This window comes from Chitinophaga rupis (genome assembly GCF_900109685.1).
Lineage (GTDB): Bacteria > Bacteroidota > Bacteroidia > Chitinophagales > Chitinophagaceae > Chitinophaga > Chitinophaga rupis.
The window spans coordinates 1,456,799-1,478,680 of the sequence record NZ_FOBB01000002.1 but is presented as its reverse complement, the minus strand read 5'-3'; the positions used below and the strand labels follow the sequence as shown (position 1 = coordinate 1,478,680).

Here is a 21,882-nt window from a genome sequence, read left to right as displayed (position 1 = left end):
TAATTAATTTTTAAATAAGTGAAAATACTTATGTGTTATTTCAAAAAAGAGGGATTCACGAGTTGGAATCCCTCTTTTTCTGAAAAGTTTGTTATTACCTGATAACGGTTACCTCACCTTTTATAATGTTCGGATTACCGTTTGGCATTTTCTTGTAAGTAAGCCACCATACGTAGGTGCCTATTGTTACCGGTTGGCCCTGATAGCGGCCATCCCAGCCTTTCTTGGAATCATAGCCCAGGTAGATCAGCTCACCCCAGCGGTTGAAGATGCGCAGCTCGTATTCGTACATCGGTCCGCGAACAACCGGGCGGAAGAAGTCGTTCTTACCATCACCGTTCGGTGAGAAGGCGTTCGGGAAGGTCGGTTTCGGATCGCACTGCGTATAGTCTACCGTGATCTGGTCTGTTGCGCTGCCGCAATCATTGAACACGGTTACTGCATAGGTGCCGGCTGTTTTCACATCCAGGTATGGTCCGGTAGAACCATCTGACCACAGCACGCTCTTAATGTTAGCGCCTTCTGCACGTAAGCGCAGCGTTTCTCCGTTACACATTACCGTATCCAGGCCCAGGTCTATTCTCGGCATATCAGCCACTCTCAGGTACACACTGTCATAGAATACGCGGTTACAGAACCTGTCCATTACACCCAGGCGGTATTTACCGGTTTCAAAGAGGTTCTTCACCGGGTTCGGATCACCGTCATCCCACAGGTAGGAGATAGCGTCCTGCGTGGTACCGTCTATCGTGATCTGGCTACCCGGACAAATTTCCTGGTTCGGGCCCAGCTCTACTTTAATGGAAGGCTGCAGGCGTACATTCACCGTGTCTTTGATCATACAGTTATCCCTGCTTACCGTTACCCAGTACTGGCCTGGCTCATTCACCACAATGGAGTTGGTGGTGGCGCCGGTTACCCAGCGGATGTTACCGCCATTGTTCAGGTTTACGGTCAGCATTACGGATTGGTCCGGACAGATCGTAGTATCGCGGTTCAGTGTAATATCCGGCGGCGGATTCACCGTTACATTCACGGTATCGATGGTAATACAACCGCTCTTCACTACCTGCACCCAGAACTGTTCCTGTGTGCTTACCAGGATAGAGGAAGTAGTGGCCCCATTGCTCCACAGGTAAGTGCCGCCATCTACAAAGGCATCCAGCTTCACGCTCTGGCCGCGGCATATGGAAGCATCCGGAATATCTACCAGCGGCATGGGTATTACGGTTACCTGTATGGTATCTGTAGTGGTACAGATGCCGTTGGTTACAGATACCCAGTATTTACCGGCATTGGTGATGTTGATACGCTGCGTGGTTTCGCCGGTTGACCAGCGGATGGTGTAGGCGAAGTTACCTGCACCTGCATCCAGTATCAGGCTGTTGCCACCGCATATCGTTGTATCACGGCCCAGGTTCACCATAGGAGAGGTGTTGTATTGCAGGTTATATACCACGGTATCGGATATACAACCGGTTACGCCGTCTCTTACCACAAAGCTGGCCTGGGTGGCGTTATTCAGGTTAAATGTGCCGTTCTGCTGTGACCATGGTACCTGTACCGCGTTGGCCGGTACCACACCTACCAGTATGTAGGTTGGGTTAGTCACATTATTCAGCGTTTTAATAGTAAAGGTCGGGTTGTCGGAGCAGTTCACCGGCAGGGCAGGGTCCAGCACCGGTTTCGGACAGGCATTTACTACAATGCGCTGTATTACTTCCGTTGCCTGGTTACCACATGCATCCGCTACTCTCCATCTTCTGATGATGGTATAACCGGAGCACACATCTTTCACATACGGATCTTCTGTCATAGTAGCCTGTTTCGGGAAGGCCGGATCACAGTTATCAGTAGCGGTTAAGACAGGTGCTGCAGGAATAGCATCGCCACAGTTCAGCACCACATCCGCAGGCGGAGCGGCAATTACAGGGCGGGTAGTATCCTGTACGGTGATCACCTGGCGCCATACAGCCTGGTTACCACATTGGTCTATTGCTATCCAGGTGCGGATCAGGCGGTAGTTGCTTGCGCAGGCGCCTGGTATGTTTTCGCGTACCTGTGTGCGGCTCAGCTTCACAGTACCGCAGGCATCAGTTGCCACCACATTATTCGGCGGTGCAGGTACCGCATCACAATTCACGGTAGTATCAGCCGGAGGCCTTACTGTGAACACCGGTCTGGTGGTATCCTGTACGGTAATGGTCTGCGTCATGGTAGCGGTGTTACCACAGTTATCTGTTGCTTTCCAGGTGCGTACCAGGCGGTAGTTGCCGGCGCAGGCAGGCTGCGTTGCAAATTTCTGCTCGCTGGTCATTACCGGTACATTGGCAGTACAGTTATCTGTTGCGGTGATGGCCGGCCATGAAGGCACTTTATCACAATCTACGGTCACATTTGCCGGTTGTGGCATTGAGAACACCGGACGGGTAGTATCCTGTACGGTAATGTTCTGTACCAGGGTGGCTGCGTTGCCGCATTCGTCCATAGCTATCCAGGTACGTACTATCTGGTAGTTATCCGTACACACGGCGCCCGGTATATTCTTACGTACATCCGTAGCCGTTACTGTTATAACACCCGGCGTACAGTTGTCCATAGCCGTTAATGGTGCTGCAGGCGGTACAGCGTTACAGTTCACGATGGTATCTCTCGGAGCTGCGCTCGTGAACACCGGCGGTGTTTTATCCTGTACGGTGATGGTCTGTGTCAGCGTTACACGGTTGTTACAGCCATCTACAGCGGTCCAGGTACGTATTAATTTGTAGTTGTTCGCACATGCACCCGGTATATCCTGTCTGGTTTCAACCGGTGTTACTGACATGTTACCGAAACAATCATCTACTGCATTCAGGTTCACTGCTGCCGGGATCTTATCACATTCTACGGTTACATCGGCAGGTTTCTGAGAGGTGAACACCGGTGCAGTTTTATCTACCACGGTAATGGTCTGTGATGCAGTGGTTGTCATACCGCAACGGTCAGTAGCTGTCCAGGTGCGGGTAAAGGTCTGCGTACAACCATTTACGGAATTTGCATCCGTGAAGGTAACCGTCAGCGGCATATTCGTATACGGTGTGTGGCTGAACTGCGGTGTACCGAACAGGGTGGTGTAATCCATACCCATTCTGCAATCTACCGTCATCGGGCCAGGCACAAAGGTTACTACCGGCGGTTTGTTTATCACTGTTATCTTCACTGCATTGCTGGTTACACTGGCGCAGAAGCCGGATGTTACTACTCTCCTGTACCAGGTATCCTGTGTTAACAGGCCCGGTGCATAAGTTGCGGCAGTGGCGCCCGGTATGCTCACAAAACCAGCGGTAGCGCTTGTGGTGCTGCTCTGCCATTGGTAGGTATAGGTACCATTACCGCCGGTAGGCGTAGTGCCGGTTAAAGCGGCCGGTGTTTCTGTTAAACATACTGTTTGATCGGCGCTGATGGTATTGTTTGTTATCAGGTTGCGGTTAGCGATCACCACATCATCACTGGTCATAGCACAGGTTCCGTTGGTGATGGTCCAGCGCAGGGTTACCGTATTACCCACGGCTACCGTTACTGTGGTTGTTGGATTATGAATGTCTGCAATAGTAGCAGTACCGCTTACAATGGTCCAGGTGCCTACTGCGCCGGTCACACCCGGTGCATTGGCCCTCATGGTAAAGCTGGTGGTATTGCTGCACATATCCTGGTCAGGACCGGCATTGGCTATAGCCGGTGTTCTGTAATTCACCAGTACTACATCGTCACTGGTGGCAGGACAGTTACCGTTGCTGATAGTCCAGCGCAGGATCACGGAATCACCCGCAGCTACCGTTACCGTAGAGGTTGGGCTGGTAGGAGCGGCGATGGTAGCAGTACCATATATTACTGTCCACCTGCCGGTACCCACGGTCGGCGTATTACCTGCCAGGGTAAAGGATGTTACGTTACACATTTTCTGATCTGCACCTGCTGCTGCAATAGTCGGCTGACGGTAGCTTACTAATACTACATCGTCACTGGTGGCAGGACATGTACCGTTGGTAATGGTCCAGCGCAGTATTACAGAGTCGCCAGGTACAACCGTTACTGTGGTGGTTGGGCTGGTAAGATTAGCAATTACCGGTGTACCGTAAATAATGCTCCAGGTACCTTTAGCTGTAGGCACACTTGGTGTGTTGGCAGCCAGGGTAAAGGAGGTTACGTTACACATTTTCTGATCCGGGCCTGCAAGGGCAGGAGCGGCTGTTTTGTAGCTTACTAATGTTACATCATCAGTGCTCGGCGGACAGTTACCGTTGCTAATGGTCCAGCGCAATATCACGGAGTCGCCTGCAGCTACGGTTATAGTAGAAGTCGGGCTGTTCGGATTTGCGATAACCGGGTTACCATATATTTTAGTCCACACACCTTTACCTACTGTTGGTGTATTACCAGCCAGGGTAAAGGAGGTTACATTACACAGTTTCTGATCAACACCTGCTGCGGCAATGGTCGGCTGCGCGTAGCTTACCAGTGTTACATCGTCCATAGAAGCCGCACAGGTACCATTCGTGATAGTCCAGCGCAGTATTACGGAATCACCCGGGGTTACCGTTACAGTCGATGTGGGGCTCAGCGGGTTGGTAATGGCTGGTGTGCCATAAACCACGGTCCATCTGCCTGTACCTACTGTTGGCGTGTTACCTGCCAGGGTAAAGGAGGTTACATTACAAAGTTTCTGGTCAGGGCCTGCTGCGGCTACTGTCGGCGTCTTGTAGTTCACCAGTATCACATCATCTGTGCTGGGTACACAAGTACCGTTAGAGATAGTCCAGCGCAACACCACAGAGTCACCTGCAGCTACGGTTACCGTAGAAGCCGGGCTGGTGGGGGTGTTGATAGTGGCAGTACCATATATTACGGTCCACCTGCCGGTACCCACGGTTGGCGTGTTACCTGCCAGGGTAAAGGATGTTACGTTACACAGTTTCTGGTCAGGACCAGCGGCTGCTACTGTCGGCATCCTGTAGCTTACCAGCGTTATATCATCGGTGCTCGGCGGACAAGTGCCGTTAGCAATGGTCCAGCGCAGTACGATGGCATCACCAGGTACTACCGTGATGGTAGAGGTGGGGCTGGTCAGGTTAGCCGGAGCTTTACCACCGTAGATGGTGGTCCAGTAACCGTTACCTGCACCTGCGGCCGGTGTGTTAGCGGCCAGCGTAAAGGAAGTAACATTACACAGTTTCTGGTCAGGGCCAGCGGCTGCCACAGTCGGCGTTCTATAGCTTACCAGTGTGATATCATCGGTGCTCGGCGGACAATTACCGTTAGCAATAGTCCAGCGCAGGATAATAGAGTCACCCGGTGCTACTGTAATGGTAGAAGTAGGGCTGGTCAGGTTAGCCGGAGCTTTACCACCATAAATAGTGGTCCAGTAACCATTACCTGCACCTGCGGCCGGTGTATTAGCCGCCAGGGTAAAGGAGGTTACGTTACACAGTTTCTGGTCAGGACCAGCAGCTGCCACGGTAGGTGTTTTATAGCTTACCAGTATTATATCATCGGTGCTGGGCGGACAAGTACCATTGGCAATGGTCCAGCGCAGTATAATAGAATCACCCGGTGCTACCGTGATGGTAGAAGTTGGGCTGGTCAGGTTAGCCGGAGCTTTACCACCATAAATTGTGGTCCAGTAACCGTTACCTGTACCTGCGGCCGGTGTGTTAGCAGCCAGGGTAAAGGAGGTTACGTTACACAGTTTCTGGTCAGGGCCTGCTGCGGCCACAGTCGGTGTTCTATAGCTTACCAATGTTACATCATCAGTGCTTGGCGGACAGGTGCCGTTAGCAATAGTCCAGCGAAGGATAATGGAATCACCCGGTGCTACCGTAATGGTAGAAGTTGGGCTGGTCAGGTTAGCCGGAGCTTTACCACCATAAATAGTGGTCCAGTAACCGTTACCTGCACCTGCGGCCGGTGTGTTAGCCGCCAGGGTAAAGGAGGTTACGTTACACAGTTTCTGGTCAGGACCAGCAGCTGCCACAGTCGGCGTTTTATAGCTTACTAATGTTATATCATCGGTGCTGGGCGGACAGTTACCGTTGGCAATAGTCCAGCGAAGTACAATGGAATCACCAGGTACTACAGTAATGGTAGAGGTGGGGCTGGTCAGGTTAGCCGGAGCTTTACCACCATAAATAGTAGTCCAGTAACCGTAACCTGCACCTGCTGCCGGTGCGTTAGCAGCCAGGGTAAAGGATGTTACGTTACACAGCTTCTGGTCAGGGCCAGCTGCTGCGGTGGTAGGCGTTTTATAGCTTACTAATGTTATATCATCGGTGCTCGGCGGACAGGTACCATTAGCAATAGTCCAGCGCAGGATAATAGAATCACCTGGTGCTACTGTAATGGTAGATGCCGGATCTGTCAGGTTAGCCGGAGCTTTACCACCATAAATAGTGGTCCAGTAACCGTTACCTGCACCTGCGGCCGGTGTGTTGGCAGCCAGGGTAAAGGAGGTTACGTTACAATCCTTCTGATCCGGGCCGGCAGCTGCAACCGTAGGCGTTATATAGCTTACTAAAGTTACATCACTGGTGCTGGGCGGACATACGCCGTTGGCGATGGTCCAGCGCAGTACGATAGAATCACCAGGAACAACTGTAATCGTAGAAGTTGGGCTGGTCAGGTTAGCCGGAGCTTTACCACCATAAATAGTAGTCCAGTAACCGTAACCTGCACCTGCTGCCGGTGTATTGGCAGCCAGGGTAAAGGAGGTTACGTTACACAGTTTCTGATCCGGGCCAGCAGCTGCCACGGTAGGCGTTTTATAGCTTACTAATGTTACATCATCAGTGCTTGGCGGACAGGTACCGTTAGAGATGGTCCAGCGCAGTACCACAGAGTCGCCCGGTGCTACCGTAATGGTAGAGGTTGGGCTGGTAAGGCTGGCAATAACCGGCGTACCATATAAGATGCTCCATTTGCCGGTGCCTACATTTGGCGTGTTGGCAGCCAGGGTAAAGGAAGTTACATTACACAATTTCTGATCCGGACCGGCAGCAGCCACTGTGGGCTGTTCATAGCTTACCAGTACCACATTATCACCATTAGACGGACAAAGCAAACCGTTGCTGATAGTCCAGCGCAGTACTACTGAATCGCCCGGAGCTACCGTTACGGTAGAAGTGGGGCTCAGCAGATTAGCAATAACCGGCGTACCATATACAATGCTCCATGCACCAGTACCAATGGCCGGGGTATTAGCCGCCAGGGTAAAGGATGTTACGTTACACAGTTTCTGGTCAGGGCCAGCAGCTGCAAGGGTTGCAGATTCGTAGCTGATCAGCGTTACATCGTTAGTGCTTACGGCACAATTACCATTGGTAATAGTCCAGCGCAGGATCACAGAATCACCCTGGGCAATGGTAACATTGGAGGCGGGGCTGGTAGGAGTAGCAATATTAGCCGTTCCATACACAACGCTCCATCTGCCGGTACCTGCATTTACAGCAGGGGTGTTAGCCGCCATAGTGAAGGAAGTAGTATAACACAGTTTCTGGTCGGGACCAGCAGCTGCGGTAGTAGGCATTAAATAACTTACTAAAGTTACATCACTGGTGCTGGGCGGACAGTTGCCGTTGGCAATGTTCCAGCGCAGGATGATGGAATCGCCCGGTGCTACCGTAATGGTAGAGGTGGGGTTGGTCAGGTTAGCCGGAGCTTTACCACCATAAACAGTGGACCAGTAACCATAACCGATTGTTGGCGTATTGGCTGCCAGGGTAAAGGATGTTACGTTACAATCCTTCTGGTTAGGTCCGGCAGCTGCTACGGTAGGTGTTCTATAGCTTACTAAAGTTATATCACTGGTGCTGGGCGGACAGTTACCGTTGGCAATGGTCCAGCGCAGAATGATGGAATCACCTGGTGCTACCGTAATGGTAGAGGTGGGGCTGGTCAGGTTAGCCGGGGCTTTACCGCCATAAATAGTGGTCCAGTAACCATAACCTGCACCTGCTGCCGGTGTATTAGCCGCCAGGGTAAAGGAGGTTACGTTACAAGCCTTCTGATCCGGGCCGGCATCAGCAACCGTAGGTGTTTTGTAGCTTACTAAAGTTACGTCATTGGTGCTGGGCGGACAGTTGCCATTGGCAATGTTCCAGCGCAGGATAATGGAATCACCCGGTGCCACTGTAATGGTAGAGGTGGGGCTGGTAAGGTTAGCCGGGGCTTTACCACCATACACAGTAGACCAGTAACCATAACCGATTGTTGGCGTATTGGCAGCAAGGGTAAAGGATGTTACGTTACAATCCTTCTGGTCCGGACCGGCTGCTGCAACAGTAGGCGTTTCATAGCTTACTAATGTTATATCATCGGTGCTGGGCGGACAGGTACCGTTAGCAATGTTCCAGCGCAGTATAATAGAATCGCCCGGTGCTACTGTAATAGTAGAAGTGGGGCTGGTCAGGTTAGCCGGGGCTTTACCGCCATAAACGGTGCTCCAGTAACCATAACCGATTGTTGGCGTATTAGCTGCCAGGGTAAAGGAAGTAACATTACACTGTTTCTGGTCAGGACCAGCAGCTGCTACAGTTGGTGTTCTATAGCTTACTAATGTTATATCATCGGTGCTGGGCGGACAGTTACCATTAGCAATAGTCCAGCGCAGGATGATGGAATCACCCGGTGCTACCGTAATGGTAGAAGTTGGGCTGGTCAGGTTAGCAGGGGCTTTACCACCGTAAATAGTGGTCCAGTAACCATAACCTGCACCTGCGGCCGGTGCGTTAGCCGCCAGGGTAAAGGATGTTACGTTACACAGTTTCTGGTCAGGACCAGCAGCTGCTACAGTTGGCGTTTTATAGCTTACTAATGTTACATCACTGGTGCTTGGCGGACAGTTACCGTTAGCAATAGTCCAGCGCAGGATAATAGAGTCGCCCGGTGCTACCGTAATAGTAGAGGTAGCGCTGGTAAGGTTGTTCGGAGCTTTACCACCGTAAATAGTGGTCCAGTAACCATAACCTGCACCTGCGGCCGGTGTATTAGCCGCCAGGGTAAAGGACGTTACATTACAATCTTTCTGATCCGGGCCGGCATCTGCAACAGTAGGCGTTTTATAGCTTACTAATGTTACATCATTGGTGCTTGGCGGACAAGTGCCGTTGGCAATAGTCCAGCGCAGGATAATGGAGTCACCCGGTACTACTGTAATAGCAGAAGTGGGACTGGTAAGGTTGGTTGGAGCTTTGCCACCATAAATAGTAGTCCAGTAACCATAACCTGCACCTGCTGCCGGTGCATTAGCCGCCAGGGTAAAGGAAGTAACGTTACACAGTTTCTGGTCAGGACCGGCAGCTGCCACAGTAGGCGTTTTATAGCTTACTAATGTTACATCATCAGTGCTGGGCGTACAATTGCCGTTAGCAATGGTCCAGCGCAGGATGATAGAATCACCCGGTACTACCGTAATGGTAGAGGTGGCGCTGGTAAGGTTGTTCGGAGCTTTACCACCATAAATAGTGGTCCAGTAACCATAACCTGCACCTGCGGCCGGTGTGTTGGCAGCCAGGGTAAAGGAGGTTACATTACACAGCTTCTGGTCAGGACCAGCGGCTGCTACAGTCGGTGTTTTATAGCTTACTAATGTTACATCATCAGTGCTGGGCGGACAAGTGCCGTTGGCAATGGTCCAGCGCAGGATGATAGAATCACCCGGTGCTACCGTAATGGCAGAGGTGGCGCTGGTAAGGGTAGTCGGAGCTTTACCACCGTAAATAGTGGTCCAGTAACCATAACCTGCACCTGCGGCCGGTGTATTAGCAGCCAGGGTAAAGGATGTTACGTTACACAGCTTCTGGTCAGGACCAGCGGCTGCCACAGTAGGTGTTTTATAGCTTACTAATGTTATATCATCAGTGCTGGGCGGACAAGTGCCATTGGCAATGGTCCAGCGCAGTATAATAGAATCACCCGGTGCTACCGTGATGGTAGAAGTTGGGCTGGTAAGGTTAGCCGGAGCTTTACCACCGTAAATAGTGGTCCAGTAACCGTAACCTGCACCTGCGGCCGGTGTATTGGCTGCCAGGGTAAAGGAGGTTACGTTACACAGCTTCTGGTCAGGACCTGCAGCTGCTACGGTAGGCGTTTTATAGCTTACCAGTGTTATATCATCGGTGCTGGCCGGACATACGCCATTGGCAATGGTCCAGCGCAGTATAATAGAATCACCAGGAACAACTGTAATGGTAGAAGTTGGGCTGGTAAGGTTAGCCGGAGCTTTACCACCATAAATAGTGGTCCAGTAACCGTAACCTGCACCTGCGGCCGGCGCATTAGCAGCCAGGGTAAAGGAAGTTACATTACACAGTTTCTGGTCAGGACCTGCAGCTGCGGTGGTAGGCGTTTTATAGCTTACCAAAGTAACATCATCAGTGCTGGCCGGACATACGCCATTAGCAATGGTCCAACGCAGTACAATAGAGTCACCCGGTACTACCGTAATGGTAGAGGTGGGGCTGGTAAGGTTAGCCGGGGCTTTACCACCATAAATAGTGGTCCAGTAACCGTAACCTGCACCTGCGGCCGGTGTGTTAGCCGCCAGGGTAAAGGAGGTTACGTTACACAGTTTCTGGTCAGGACCAGCAGCTGCGGTGGTAGGCGTTTTATAGCTTACCAGTGTAATATCATCGGTGCTGGGCGTACAAGTGCCGTTGGCAATAGTCCAGCGAAGTACTATTGAATCACCCGGTACTACAGTAATAGTAGAAGTGGGGCTGGTCAGGTTAGCCGGAGCTTTACCACCATAAATAGTAGTCCAGTAACCGTAACCTGCACCTGCTGCCGGTGTGTTGGCTGCCAGGGTAAAAGATGTTACGTTACACAGCTTCTGGTCAGGACCAGCGGCTGCCACGGTAGGTGTTTTATATGTTACCAATGTTACATCACTGGTGCTCGGCGTACAGGGGCCATTGGCAATGGTCCAGCGTAATATAATAGAGTCGCCGGGTGTTAAGCCGGTAACTGTAGTGGTTGGGCTGTTAGGGTTGGTGATCGTACCGGCGGTACCATATACCCTGCTCCATGTACCTGTACCAATGGTGGCCGTATTAGCCGCCATAGTAAAGGATGTTACATTACACAGTTTCTGGTTGGCGCCAGCTGCAGCTACTGTAGGTTTGCTATAGTTGGTCAGCACTACCTGGTCACTTGTAGGAGGACATACACCATTGCTCACAGTCCAGGCCAGTGTAGCAGTAGCGCCATTGGGCACTGTTACATTGGATGACTGGTTGGTGGGGCTGGCTATAACAATACTAGCCACAGGCACAGAAGCGCTGATCACGCTCCAGGTACCTGTTGCGCTGGCCGGTGTAGCGGCAGTAGCAGCCATCAGGAAAGTAGGCACCTCGCAATGATCCTGGTCAGGACCTGCTGCAGCAGCTGCCGGTTGCGGTAATACTGTTACCGTTACAGAGGCACAGGTAGAGTTGCCGCAAGGGCCGGCGCTTTCAGCACGTACATAGAATGTAGTGGTGGATGAGATGGTGCCGGTAGTAATGCTCGGGCCGGTACCTAAAAACGCACCACCGCAAGCACCTGCATACCATCTCCAAACAGCGCCTGTTCCCAGAGAGCCGCCTTGTACGGTTAAGGTAACAGTACCGCTAACGCACAATTGCGTTTTGTCGGCCAGTATACCTGTAGGAGGAGTGGAAGGCGCCTGTACCACAACAGAGAATGGTTTGGTACGGTCGCAGCTCAGCGTAGTATTATGCAATACCAGGTTAAAGGTATAAGTGCCTGGCGCAGTACCTACCGGGTAAGTTACCGTAATAGGAGAGGCGGGCAGCACCTGGTTCATAACAGCTGTAAAACCGGGCATCGGGTTACCGGGGGCGGTCACCACATCGTAACGCGTGGGATTATTTACAGCCCCGGTGTACGGAATGGTAAAGGAGCCACTGGTGCGGCAGCTGGCAGGAATAGAGCCGATAGTTACATCGGGCAGATCCCGCACAGTTACGGTTCTGCTATCAGAAACCGAACATGTACCATTTGTTACGGTAACGCCATATGCTTTTGATCCCGGTGTAGTGGGAACATCGTGTATAGAAGTAGTGGTTTCACCATTCGGCGTCCATAAGATGTCATATCCTGCATTCACCGGATCTATGCTCATATCCACGGCCTGGCCTAAACAGATAGTGGCCGGTGTGCTCATGGTAAGGTTGGGCACCGGCATATCATCGACTATTACAGGAGCATCGGCAGTACGGTAACAGGTACGGCCACTACCGTAGTCTTTTCTACCAGTTACAGTATAAACAGTAGTGGTAGTGGGAGCAACGGTTATATTATCACTTTCCGTGGCTGCGGGATCGTCCCAGGTATAACTATCGTATCCGCAACACGCTGTAAGCGTGGCGCTGGAGCCGATACATATTTGCGCCCCCGCTACCGATATTTTCGGGTTGGGGAGCAATATTACCTTTATCGGGACCGAAGGCTGGGCACAGCTGGTGGTGTTCCCGTTCTCATAGATCATCAAACGGAACCATCTTTGCGTGATCACGGTTGGGCTGCCCTGAAGTAGCAATGCATCTTCTGCAAAGTGTAATGTGCCGGTAGCGGAACCGGTTAAACCATCACCGTCACCGGAAATGGTGGTCCAGGTCAGGTTATCATCACTGTACTGCCAGAAATATTGAGGATTGGTAAAATAATCTGCAGGGGCGTATACAGAGGTAAGATTGGTGGCTGCACCCGCACACATCGTATACTCGCCACCCAGCTGGTCTGTTTGTCCGTCAAAGAATGAATAAATATAGGGAGCACAATAAGAGAACGCGATATCATCTATTGCAATATCGTTACCGCAGCCACCGGGATTATTGTTCCGGATCCTTACAATAACATCACTCACACCCGGAGGTGTTTTAAAGCTACCACCATATTGCTGCCAGCCGCGGTTTATGGGATTGGCCTGCAACGGGGCAGATACATCATATGTATTAAATGTCTGTAATACTGCATTGGTAGTTGCGTTCACAATTTCAAACGTCACGCCGGCATAGATCATACCCCCTGCGCAAGCGCCTTCCATTACACCTTTACCATCCGCATTCCGGAACCAGGCGCTGAAATTATATACGGCACCCGTACACAAACCGTTTACACGGCGGGAATAGAATAGTTTTGGATCATAGGCGGAGTTAGCCACCAGCATGGCGCCGTTGGTATTACCAGTGTGATCCGATGAAACATCCCATTCAGGGCGTTCCTGCAATATATTGGATATCGTATAATATTCATCGTTCAGGCTACCAGTAGGCTGGTAAATATATTCAATGGTACCCCTGGCAGGGTCCAGTGGTATACGGGTAGTGGTTTGACCAAAGTCTTCCGTAAAACCAGCCATCGTGGTGTTCTGACCTTTACAAATGGTCATAGGGCAGTTAACCGCCACTACATTTTTATTAATCGTGGTGGTAGTACCATTAGCATTTGTGATAACTGCCCGGATCCTATAGGTGGCAGGTTTCAAAAATTCAATGGTAACAGAACGGTTGCCGACCGAGTTAGGGGCGCCACCGGTTGAATACGTGCCTACTACGCCATATAATACATTATAATCCACCCCGGCAACAGACGGAACACCACCTACCGAAACGGTCCAGGTGGTTCCCTGCATGTTACTAACGCTGAGGCTCATGGAGGCCCACCGTTTATTAGTGGCGTCAGGTGAAATACAAACAGTAGCCGGCGCGTTCATGGTCTGCGCAATGGCAGTACCTGTCGTAAAGGCAATTAGTAGATATAGGAGAGCTAGTAGCTTTTTCATTTTTTCTGTAATCCAATTGAGTGAAAAAAGTATCATTTTGATAAGGGTTCAAGCCCGCCAAAATGCTGTTGATTTACAGGGTTTTGCAACCAAAAAAAGTACTTGCCTCCTTGTCTGGCCGGCCTCTTGAGTTGTGTAAACTGGTTTCATAGGCATCGCTTAATCGTTCGGTTAATAATATATGATACGGCTAAAATATGAGACTATTTTAAAATTAAAATTAGTAATAATATAGAAAATAAAAAATGTGTATATGTCAAAACGGCATCTACACAAACGTGTTAGTACATAAAAAGGCAGAAGGTGGATTTGATAGTCAATTGTTTACCGAAGCCTAAAAAATTGTAAAAAAGTGTTAAAAAGTTATCCACATGACAAGTGGGGAATCTGGAAGTGGATAAAATATTTGAAGTGACTGCGTTATGTTTAAATTATTTCCCTACCTTTGCAGACCAAATTCGTATTTAAGATGCCTAAAGTAAAGACTCATTCCCGTGCGAAGAAAACGTTTAAGGTGACCGGGAGCGGACAGATCAAAAGGTACAAGGCTTTTAAAAGTCACCTGCTGACTAAGAAAGCTACCAAGAGAAAACGCAGCCTCAGAGGCAGCACGCTGGTTAGTGACGCTAACCTGAACCTGGTAAAGCGGCTGCTTTGCCTCCGTTAATTATAACTTATTTATTAATCTGATCAAAAAAGCAGCATATGCCTCGTTCAGTAAACGCCGTTGCTTCCCGTGCCCGCAGGAAGAAGATCTTAAAACAGGCGAAGGGCTTTTACGGTAAAAGAAAGAATGTATATACCGTAGCCAAAAACGTATTGGAAAAAGGGCTTACTTATAGCTATGTTGGCCGTAAGCTGAAGAAAAGAAATTACCGTCAGCTGTGGATTGCACGTATCAACGCTGCAGTACGCGCAGAAGGTATTACTTATTCTGAATTCATTCACAAGCTGTCTGAAAAGAAGATTGACCTGAACAGGAAAGTACTGGCAGACTTAGCGATGAATGAACCCGCAACTTTCAAAAGCCTGGTGGCTTCTGTAAAGTAATCACGCAACTCAGATTATTTCAAATACGCGATAGCTGGCGTCCCACAGGATGCCGGCTATTTTGTTTTTGCCAAAAATGCCCACCATGGCAGATCCGCTGCCACTCATTGTTGCATATAAAGCCCCTGCTTCATATAACTGCTCTTTTATTTCCCTTAATATGGGATGCGCGCTGAACACCGGCGCTTCAAAATCATTTGTAATAAGATCTTTCCAGGAAGTTACCGGCTGCAGAATGCTTTCCTGCAGCGATAGCTCCGGCTGCTGCGGTGTAATTTGCCCGAATGCCCAACCGGTATTTACATGAATACCAGGATGCACTAATAACATGGAATACCCGCTCAGGTCCAGGTCCAAAGGCTGCAACACTTCACCACGGCCGGTTGCAAAACAGGGCTGGTTAGGGATAAAGAAAGCGCAATCGCTTCCCAGCTGTGCGGCATAATTTATTAATTGGGTTGCGGATAATTCTAAACGGAACTTATCATTCAGCAGCTGCAGCATAAAGGCAGCATCTGCAGAACCGCCGCCCAGACCGGCTCCTATGGGAATATGCTTATGCAGGTGAATATTTACAGCAGGCAGGTCCGGAAAATCTTTTTTCAATAAATGCCAGGCCTTCAAGCACAGGTTATCAGCAGCATTACCGGGCACGGTGATACCACTGCTGTTAAAGTGCAGCTCCCCATGGGCTAATACTTCCAGCGCATCTTTTATTTGTACAGGATAAAAGATGGTTTCCAGGTCATGAAAGCCATCGGCCCTGCGGTGTAGGATGTGTAAGCCTAAATTTATTTTGCAATTGGGAAAAACGATCATGCGATTAGTCCATGGTCCATGGTCCACAGTCCATGGCGATTATCGTTTGTATTATGGGAGATATCTGATACCTGCAGAAATTCTTTGCCTGAAAAATGCCATGGACCACTGACTATGAACCATGAGCTGTTGCTTACCGGCCTGCCTTGCGGCTGTTGATCTCATCGCGGATGGCAATGGCGCGAATATAATCTTCCTGCTCCAGCACATCCTGTAACAGGGTGCTCAGCTCTTCTACGCTCATCGCTTTCAGATCGTCTTCTGCGCCTTTTTCATGTTCTGAAATAGTAGGCGTAGTAGGTTTATTTACTTTTTTACCGGTAGGATCATCCAGCAGGATGCCGGCGCTGTTGAGGATATTTTCGTATGTGTAAATGGGGCAGCCAAAACGTACTGCCAGTGCCAGCGCATCAGAAGTACGGGAATCTATTTCTATGGTTTCATCGTTATTGTGGCAGATCAGTTTTGAGTAAAAAATGCCCTCCTGCAGGTTGCTGATAACTACCTCTGAAAGCTCTATATTAAAAGCATTCATGAAATTCTTCATCAGGTCGTGCGTTAAAGGGCGGCTGGGTTGCATTTTCTCAAGTGCCACAGCAATGGCCTGCGCTTCAAAGCCTCCAATAACAATAGGCAATCGGCGCAATCCGTTCACTTCTCCCAATACCACGGCATACGAGTGTGTTTGCGTAATGCTGTGTGATAAAGCAACTATTTCCAGTTCTATTTTTCTCATATTTGTTATCTGTCTCGCGTTGTCGGCTGATAATTTTGTAAGACCGTGAAGTTAGAAAAATATTTCCTGATCTAAAAACAAGCCGGTAGTTTGTTAGCCTGCCGCCAGGCAGCACCGGTACCGCTATTTTGTTAAAAATAGCGCTGCCGGACCGCCTGGGACCAACTATCAACTTATTATCTTAGTTTTTTAACAGCTTCCGTGATCTTAGGCACTACTTCAAAAGCATCGCCCACAATACCATAATCGGCTGCTTTAAAGAAAGGAGCTTCCGGATCTTTATTGATCACCACGATCACCTTGCTGCCGTTTACGCCCGCCAGATGCTGTATAGCGCCGGAAATACCAATAGCTATATACAGGTTGGGGCGTACGGTTAAGCCGGTTTGGCCTACGTGCTCATGATGCGGGCGCCAGCCGGTATCCGCTACCGGGCGGGAGCAGGCGGTTGCAGCACCCAGGGCTTTAGCGAGGTCTTCTACCAGGCCCCAGTTCTCAGGACCTTTTAATCCACGGCCGCCGCTTACAATGATCTCTGCTTCTGTCAGCGGTACCTCGCCGCTTACGGTTTCTACCTTGCTTACTTTTACCTTAAAATCTGCATCGCTTACAGGCGCATCAAAAGGCTGCACCGTCGCTGTAGCGCCTGTAGGCTCCAGGGCAAAGGTGTTGGGCATAACCGTGAGCACCTTTTTGGCAGAGGTTATATTCACGTTTGCAAAGGCCTTGCCGGAAAACACTGTTTTCTTTACCACAAAACCATTGGCGGTATCGGGTAATCCGATAGCGCCGGTTACCAGGCCGGCCTGCAGGCGTGCAGCTACCCGGGGAGCTACTGCACGGCCATCAAAATTGTGGGAGAAAATGATCACCTGCGCATCTTCCTGGCTGGCGGCAGCTACGATCACTTTTGCAGCTACACCGCTATCAGATTCGTTGAGCTTAGCATTGGCGGCATGTAATACCTTTTGTGCGCCGTAATTGCCTAACGCGGCCAGCTCTGCGTTATCCGCTTCTCCTAATACTATAGCCGTGGCCGTTGTTCCTAACTTTTGTGCAACTTTGGCCCCATATTGTACGGCCTCAAAAGCAGCTTTTTTTATTTTTCCCTGGGATTGATCCGCGAATATTAAAACAGACATGAGATGTACGATTTTAGATTTGAGATGTACGATTTATGTGGAGCGTGTGGAATTAGCCAGAATTTATGATTTTAGACCGGGTATGAGGTTAAGATCTAAAATTGTAAATCCAAAATCGTAAATCAGATCACTTTGGCTTCTTCGTGCAATAATTTTACCAGTTCTTCAACATTGTCGGCCGGAATAAGCTTTACACCAGCTTTTGCAGGGGGCAGCTCAAAGCTTACAATGCTGGTAAGGGCTTCAACTGCAACAGGCTCTACTACGGTTAAGGGTTTGGTGCGGGCAGCCATAATACCGCGCATATTGGGTATACGCGCTTCCGCCATTCCTTTCTGGCAGGATACTACTGCCGGCAGGTTTACTGTTACAATTTCCTCACCGCCTTCAATTTCACGGTTAATGGTAGCGGTGGTACCATTCAGCTCAAATTTAGCTGCAATGGAAATAAAGGGAAGGTCCAGCAGCTCCGCTACCATGCCGCCTATAGATGAACCGTTATAGTCGATGGTTTCCTTACCGGTAAAGATGAGGTCATATCCCTGTTGTTTGGCATGGGCCGAAATCTGCGATGCAATGTAATAACTGTCCTGGCTATCCGCATTTATACGAAAAGCCTCATCACCGCCAAGGGCCAGGGCTTTACGGATCACGGGCTCAGTATCTGCGCCGCCAACGGTTACCAGGTGCACGGTGGCGCTCTGTGTTTCTTTTAACTCCAGCGCGCGTACCAGCGCATACCACTCATCATAGGGGTTAATGATAAACTGTACACCGGCCTCACTGAATTTCGTGTTGTTGTCTGTGAAAGCTATTTTTGCAGTGGTATCCGGCGTTTTACTGATACATACTAAAATCTTCATAACCTTAAAACTGTTTGGTTTGGAAAAAGCGGTATCAGCAAATATAACGGATATTGGTTAACTAATAAAACCAACAATGGACCGGATCTCTAAACTAAAAACCTTCCTGGAAAGCAGCCCTGATGATAGCTTTCTGAAGCATGCACTGGCCCTGGAATATATAAAGCTGGAGGATGATGCGGCCGCCCGCCGGCTATTTGAAGAGCTGCTGGAAAAAGAGCCGGAATATGTAGGCTCCTATTATCACCTGGGCAAGCTGCTGGAAAGGGCAGGAGAGGCCTCCCTGGCCGGAGCCACCTACGAAAAAGGTATGGCCATGGCCAGATCTGTGAACGACAAACATGCCTACAACGAGCTGCAGGCAGCGTATGAAGACCTGATGTATTAGTCAATTACGGATTGTTTAATTACGCCCTGCAAAACGGACCATAGCCTGCCCGCCAAGCGGGGAGTGCCATTGAAATAATTACGATGTGAGTATTGGGAATCCGGCGGATGAAGATGTTTTGTTGTAATTATGAATTATTAATTATGCAATGCGGAGTATTCATGGCCTTCCTGCAAAAACGGAGAATTAAATACGGCGGGGTCAAAAAGTAGCCAGTTGTAGTTACTATACGCTTTTATACCCTTTGAGGTAGATAACTTAACTAAATTATGCAAAACAACCTTCTTACAGGTTTTTCAGAATACATTCAGCGGGAACAATTATTTACACCTGCACAACCCATCTTACTGGCTGTTAGCGGCGGTGCGGATTCTGTGGCGATGGCGCATTTGTTCCATATGGCTGGTTTTTCCTTTGCCATAGCGCATTGCAACTTCCAGCTACGGGGTGCGGAATCGGAGCGGGACGAAGCTTTTGTGCAACAACTAGCCACCCGTTATAATGTACCGCTTTATACAACAAAGTTTGATACTGCCGCCTATATGGATCAGCAGCGTGTATCCGTTCAGGTAGCTGCCCGGGAGCTGCGTTATCAATGGCTGGAAGCTACCCGTAAGGCGCAGCAATATGCCTTTATTGCCACTGCCCACCATATGCAGGATAACGTGGAAACAGCGCTTATGAACTTTTCCAAGGGTACGGGCCTGGCCGGCCTGCACGGCATTTTGCCCAGGCAGGGCATGGTTATACGGCCATTGCTGTTTGCGCAAAAAGAAGCGTTACAGGATTTTATAAATACGCAGGGGCTTACGTTTGTAGAAGACAGCTCCAATATAACGGATAAATATACACGCAACTTTTTCAGGCATCATGTGCTGCCGCCTATCCGGGAAGCTTATCCCGGTGCAGTAGCTAATATGGCGGCTACCATTGAGCGCATCCGGGAAGCCGAACAGCTGTTCCAGGAAGCGGTAGACCGCCACAGGAAAAAATTGCTGGAACGCAAGGGAGATACCTGGATGATACCAGTGCTAAAGCTGCAAAAAACCAAACCGCTGGTTACGCTCGCGTACGAGATCTTTAAAGGATTCGGTTGTCCGCCCACCCAGGTGAATGCCGTGCTGGAACTGCTGGAAAGCGGATCCGGCAGGTATGTGGATACGGCTACCCATCGTATTCTCCGCAACCGCGAATGGCTGCTGATCACCCCCCTTGAACAGCCGGAACCCGCTATACTGGTGATTGAGCCTGAACACTCCCACGTACACACCGGCAGCGGGCATTTAAAGCTGCGCGTGCAGGAGAGAGCAGCCCTGGGCAGCATTCCAACAGCAGCAGCTATTGCCTGTCTGGATAAACAGCAGATCCGTTACCCGCTGCTGCTGCGCCGCTGGAAACAAGGCGATTATTTTTATCCCTTAGGTATGGCTAAAAAGAAAAAGCTGAGCCGCTTTTTTATTGATCAGAAACTTTCTTTACCACAAAAGGAAAAGGTATGGGTGCTGGAATCTGCAAAGCGGATCGTATGGGTAGTGGGTATGCGGATCGATGACCGGTTTAAGTTAACGGAACATACAAAGGAAGTGTTGTACCTGGAATGGGAGGAGGGGAGTAATTAAATCTTATCTCCACAAAGAGGATATCTGCTCCATAAAATACCCTGCCAGCTGCGGTTTAAGAGCCAACGGAAATACTACGCCAAAAACAGCGCCCCAGAAGTGCGCGTCATGGTTAATACCATCTCCGCCACGGCGCGACATATACACGGAATAACCCAGGAAAAGCACCCCGTATAAAATAGCCGGCATAGGTATCACAAACACAATGATCTTAGCCCAGGGCTGAAAAAGAATAAAGGCAAATACCACGGCCGATACTGCGCCGGAAGCGCCTATAGAGCGGTAGCTATAGTTATTGCGGTGGCGTATGTAGGAAGGAATATCAGAGATAATCAGCGCCAGTACATAGAACAGCAGGAAATACAATTTGCCTCCGAAGATCTGCTGAAACATGATCTCAATGTACTTGCCAAAAAACCACATGGTGAGCATGTTAAAGCCCAGGTGCATGTAATCTGCGTGTACCAGTCCGGCCGTAATAAAACGGTAATATTGGTTATGTTCTTTTACCATGTAAGGCCACATACTCAGCTTATCCATTTCCCCTGGCCTGCTAAAGGCGGTAATAGAGATAATACAGGTAACGATGATGATCACTAAGCTTAACGTCAGCATAAAAAGTTCTGTCCGGTTAAAAAATGTAAATGTAGTTATTGGTGATGATATTTCTCGTTATGTAATACAGAATAAGCGCGATAGAGCTGTTCTGTTACAATTAACCGTACCAGCTGATGGGGAAAGGTAAGCTGGGAGAGGGATAGCTTGCCCTGTGCCCGTTGGAGGATACTGGCATCCAGTCCGAATGCGCCGCCGATCAGCAAGACCAGCTGGCGGGTGGCCGCATTGGTACGCTGCTGCAGGAAATCGGCCAGCTGCAGGGTGGTCATCATTTTACCATGCTCATCCAGGGCCAGGAGATAGTCCTGGGGTTGTAGCAGGTCCAGGATAATTTTAGCCTCCTGCTTTTTTAGTTCAGGGATCGACAAACTAGCCGCCTGTTTAACCGTAGGAATGAGACGCAGCTCAAAATCCACGTAATGTTGCAGGCGTTTTTGGTAAATGGCAATGCCTTCTTTAATGTAAGGATCATTTTCTTTGCCGATGCTCCAGAGCTGTATCTTCATTTTTTTCTGTTGTATGATTTCCGGCCATGTGCCCAATGGCAGCGAATTTTATAATATTGTAAAAGTACAGGTTAATAGAAATTTGTAGAAATTTCCGAACAACTATTTGTTAGTTTCAGAAAAACGCATACTTTTGCAATCCCAATCGAACAAATGGCCTCCGGGCCGGAAGTAAGAAGAAGGAAATGGCTCCGTAGCTCAACTGAATAGAGCATCTGACTACGGATCAGAAGGTTTCAGGTTTGAATCCTGACGGAGTCACAGAAAGAGAAAGGTTCAACGAAAGTTGAGCCTTTTTTATTTGTGGTAAGCGCAACTGAATAGC

Annotated in this window: 11 protein-coding genes and 1 tRNA gene; 5 read left to right on the top strand and 7 right to left on the bottom strand. The window is 49.5% G+C overall.

Annotated elements, in window-relative coordinates; translation table 11 throughout:
- Positions 1 to 94 precede the first annotated feature (94 nt).
- On the bottom strand, positions 95 to 13,816 hold the full coding sequence (locus BMZ54_RS12985) for a T9SS type B sorting domain-containing protein (protein ID WP_143080992.1): 13,722 nt from the start codon (positions 13,814 to 13,816) through the stop codon (positions 95 to 97).
- A 469-nt stretch (positions 13,817 to 14,285) separates the two neighbouring features.
- Here BMZ54_RS12985 and rpmI point away from each other — a divergent pair, with 469 nt between their 5' ends.
- Both rpmI and rplT read left to right on the top strand, forming a co-directional pair.
- Entirely contained in the window at positions 14,286 to 14,483 is a 198-nt protein-coding gene (gene rpmI / locus BMZ54_RS12975; protein ID WP_089911997.1) for a 50S ribosomal protein L35, read from the top strand.
- 38 nt (positions 14,484 to 14,521) lie between these two features.
- Entirely contained in the window at positions 14,522 to 14,866 is a 345-nt protein-coding gene (gene rplT / locus BMZ54_RS12970) for a 50S ribosomal protein L20 (protein WP_089911666.1), read from the top strand.
- A 9-nt stretch (positions 14,867 to 14,875) separates the two neighbouring features.
- Here rplT and ispE read toward each other — a convergent pair whose 3' ends face one another.
- The 4 genes from ispE to BMZ54_RS12950 form a co-directional block, all read right to left on the bottom strand.
- A complete protein-coding gene (ispE, locus tag BMZ54_RS12965; RefSeq protein WP_238386571.1) occupies positions 14,876 to 15,712 on the bottom strand; it encodes a 4-(cytidine 5'-diphospho)-2-C-methyl-D-erythritol kinase in 837 nt (278 codons plus the stop codon).
- 106 nt (positions 15,713 to 15,818) lie between these two features.
- A complete protein-coding gene (locus BMZ54_RS12960; RefSeq protein WP_089911661.1) occupies positions 15,819 to 16,421 on the bottom strand; it encodes a bifunctional nuclease family protein in 603 nt (200 codons plus the stop codon).
- A 176-nt stretch (positions 16,422 to 16,597) separates the two neighbouring features.
- Positions 16,598 to 17,563, bottom strand: a complete 966-nt coding sequence (locus BMZ54_RS12955) for an electron transfer flavoprotein subunit alpha/FixB family protein (RefSeq protein ID WP_089911658.1) — start codon at positions 17,561 to 17,563, stop codon at positions 16,598 to 16,600.
- Between the two features lie 122 nt (positions 17,564 to 17,685).
- The gene (locus tag BMZ54_RS12950) at positions 17,686 to 18,426 is read right to left on the bottom strand and encodes an electron transfer flavoprotein subunit beta/FixA family protein (protein WP_089911654.1); all 741 of its coding nucleotides are present in this window, start codon (positions 18,424 to 18,426) and stop codon (positions 17,686 to 17,688) included.
- A gap of 76 nt (positions 18,427 to 18,502) precedes the next feature.
- On the opposite strand from BMZ54_RS12950, the gene BMZ54_RS12945 reads away from it, so the two are divergent.
- On the top strand, positions 18,503 to 18,814 hold the full coding sequence (locus tag BMZ54_RS12945) for a hypothetical protein (RefSeq protein WP_089911651.1): 312 nt from the start codon (positions 18,503 to 18,505) through the stop codon (positions 18,812 to 18,814).
- A 269-nt stretch (positions 18,815 to 19,083) separates the two neighbouring features.
- Entirely contained in the window at positions 19,084 to 20,433 is a 1,350-nt protein-coding gene (gene tilS / locus BMZ54_RS12940) for a tRNA lysidine(34) synthetase TilS (protein WP_089911648.1), read from the top strand.
- A 3-nt stretch (positions 20,434 to 20,436) separates the two neighbouring features.
- Here the strand turns inward: tilS and BMZ54_RS12935 are convergent, their stop codons facing one another.
- Positions 20,437 to 21,048: a rhomboid family intramembrane serine protease gene (locus tag BMZ54_RS12935; RefSeq protein ID WP_089911645.1), complete on the bottom strand. Its 612-nt coding sequence runs from the start codon at positions 21,046 to 21,048 to the stop codon at positions 20,437 to 20,439.
- A gap of 35 nt (positions 21,049 to 21,083) precedes the next feature.
- Complete coding sequence (gene rlmH / locus BMZ54_RS12930) at positions 21,084 to 21,557, bottom strand: 23S rRNA (pseudouridine(1915)-N(3))-methyltransferase RlmH (RefSeq protein ID WP_089911994.1); 474 nt, start codon at positions 21,555 to 21,557, stop codon at positions 21,084 to 21,086.
- Positions 21,558 to 21,744: 187 nt separating this feature from the next.
- On the opposite strand from rlmH, the gene BMZ54_RS12925 reads away from it, so the two are divergent.
- A tRNA-Arg gene (locus BMZ54_RS12925) sits at positions 21,745 to 21,818 on the top strand.
- Positions 21,819 to 21,882: the final 64 nt, after the last annotated feature.